Source organism: Paenibacillus sp. BAC0078 (assembly GCF_054483875.1).
In genome coordinates, this window is sequence record NZ_JBTLRW010000050.1 from 1 (window position 1) to 2286 (window position 2286).

General features: G+C 56.1%; 2 protein-coding genes. Both read left to right on the plus strand.

Going from position 1 to position 2286, the window contains the following annotated elements:
- A partial coding sequence (locus ACX1DY_RS31325; RefSeq protein ID WP_458968030.1) for a condensation domain-containing protein occupies positions 1 to 2057 on the plus strand: 2057 nt, incomplete at its 5' end.
- A gap of 83 nt (positions 2058 to 2140) precedes the next feature.
- The coding region (locus ACX1DY_RS31330; protein WP_458968031.1) for a condensation domain-containing protein at positions 2141 to 2286 on the plus strand (146 nt) is incomplete at its 3' end.

Here is a 2286-nt window from a genome sequence, read left to right on the forward strand (position 1 = left end):
CTGGTGAGCGGATGTACCGGACGGGAGACCTGGCCAGATGGCTGCCGGACGGGAACCTGGAGTACATGGGCCGGATCGACGAGCAAGTGAAAATCCGGGGGTACCGGATTGAGACAGGCGAAATCGAGCACCGTCTATTGCAGCACGCGGACGTGAAGGAAGCGGTGGTCATCGCCCGGAAAGACGAGCGGGACGAAGCGTACCTGTGCGCGTACGTGGTGAGCAGCGGAGCATTCGACGCCTCCGAGTTGCGCGGGTATTTGAAGCGCGGCCTGCCGGAGTACATGGTGCCATCATACGTAGTGGAAGTGGAGCGGATTCCGCTGACGGCCAACGGGAAGGTGGACCGGAAGGCGCTGCCGGAGCCGCAAGGGCTGGTGCAGGCCGGAAGCGAATACGTCGCGCCGCGAAGCGAGACGGAAGCGAAGCTGGCGGCAATTTGGCAGAACGTACTCCGAGTCGGACAAGTCGGCATCCGGGACAACTTCTTCGAGCTGGGCGGCGATTCGATCAAAGCGATCCAGATCGTGTCGAGGTTAAGCTCGGAAGGCCTGAAGCTGGCGGTTCGGGATATGTTCACGCATCCGACGATCGAGGAAGTCAACCGATATGTTCAGGTCACGACCCAGGCAGCAGCCGAAGAAGGGGCCGTTGAAGGCGAAGTTGCGCTTAGTCCGATCCAGCGGTGGTTTTTCGAACAGGGTTACTCGCAAAGCCATCACTGGAACCAGGCGATGATGCTGTACCGAGCGGACGGTTTCCAGGAAATGCTCGTGGAGGAAGTCGCATCCAAGCTGACGGAACACCATGACGCGCTGCGAATGGTGTACAAGGAAGAAGCAGGGAAGATCGTGCAGATGAACCGGGGAATCGGGGATCATTCGTTCCGCCTGCATGTATTCGACGTCTCGGCGGAAGCGGACGTCAGTGCAGCGGTCGAGGAGAAGGCGACGCTTGTCCAGCAGGCGATGAATCTGGAAACCGGTCCGCTGATGCAGCTTGGATTGTTCCGAACGGGCAGCGGCGACCATCTGCTGATCGCGATCCATCACCTTGTCGTGGACGGGGTGTCCTGGCGCATTCTGTTGGAAGATTTCGTAGCGGAATACGAGCAGCGGCTGCGCGGAGAGTCTGTCGCGTTGCCGGGCAAAACGCATTCGTACCGGACGTGGTCGGAGCGGATGAGCGCCTATGCACAGAGCCGGGAGCTGCTCAGAGAAGCCGATTACTGGCGGCAGGAAGAAGGCGCCAAGGTTAAGCCGCTCCCCAAAGACGGGGCATGCACTGAAGCCCGCACATGGGGAAGCAGTACAAGATCGGCGATTAGCTTAAATGAGAAAGAAACGAAAAACCTGCTGACGGGAACGCACCATGCGTACAAGACGGAAATAAACGACGTGCTGCTCGCGGCACTTGGTTTAGCGATGCAGGAATGGACGGGGCACGATACACTGGCCGTTCACCTGGAAGGCCACGGCCGGGAAGAAGTATTGGGTGACGTGGACGTGACGAGAACGGTAGGTTGGTTTACGAGCATCTATCCCGTCGTCTTCGAATTGAAGAAGGCGGAAGGGATAGCCTACTGGGTCAAATCGTTCAAGGAGAAGCTGAGACGAATTCCGAACAAAGGCATCGGATACGGCGCGCTGAAGTATTTGACGCCTGCGGAGAAAAGTGGCATTAGGAGCGGAATGGCGCCGGAAATCAGCTTCAACTACTTGGGGCAATGGGATAGGGAACTGAACGCGGGCGCCATGTCGATGTCCGGTCTTTCTGCGGGGATATCGATGAGCCTGCAATCGGAACGGACTTATACGCTAGACATTGCAGGAAGCGTAATGGACGGGAAACTGATGCTGAGCGTGACGTACGACAAGCAGGAGTACCGAGAAAGCACGATCCAAGTATTACTGGCCAACTACAAAAAGCAGTTGCTTTCGATCGTTGACCATTGCATGCAGCAAACCGAGACCGAACTTACTCCGAGCGATGTGGGCAGCGAAGAATTGCCTTTAGACATTTTCGAAGAACTCTTAGCGGAGTTGAATGATTTGTAATGTGAGATCTCTGGTATTCATAATTTGTAAGCGAAAGATAGGTGATTGTAATGAGTGGTGGCGGTAACCATAACGTGGTTTCCATGTACCCGCTGTCTCCGATGCAAGAAGGCATGCTGTTCCAAGCGTTAAGGGAGCCGCAGTCGTCTGCTTACTTCGTACAAATGTCCTTTATGATTCAAGGCTCGCTGCATGTCGGAAATCTGGAGAAGAGCCTTTCCCTTCTGAT